Source organism: Hyunsoonleella pacifica (genome assembly GCF_004310335.1).
GTDB lineage: Bacteria > Bacteroidota > Bacteroidia > Flavobacteriales > Flavobacteriaceae > Jejuia > Jejuia pacifica.
This window is the reverse complement of record NZ_SIRS01000023.1, coordinates 1-313: the sequence shown is the minus strand read 5'-3', so window position 1 is coordinate 313 and position 313 is coordinate 1. Positions and strand designations below refer to the sequence as shown.

Sequence of the window (313 nt, the reverse complement as noted above, 5' to 3'; positions counted from 1 at the left end):
AAACTTGTTATATTTACACCATGCAAATCCCAAAAGGAAAAAAAATATATTTTGCTTCAGACAATCACTTGGGAGCATCAACCAAAGAAGCTTCGTTTCCCAGAGAAAAGAAGTTCGTAGCATGGTTAGATGAGATTAAAAAAGATGCCGCGGTAATTTTTCTTCTAGGCGACTTATTCGACTTTTGGTTTGAGTACAAAACAGTAGTGCCTCGAGGGTTTACAAGAACACTATGGAAACTTGCCGAAATTTCAGACTCGGGTATTCCCATTCACTATTTTGTTGGCAATCACGATCTGTGGATGAATGGCTA

Annotated in this window: 1 protein-coding gene; it reads left to right on the top strand. The window is 38.3% G+C overall.

Annotated elements, in window-relative coordinates:
• Positions 1–20 precede the first annotated feature (20 nt).
• Positions 21–313: UDP-2,3-diacylglucosamine diphosphatase (locus tag EYD46_RS17600; RefSeq protein WP_174719915.1), on the top strand; the 293-nt coding region annotated here is incomplete at its 3' end.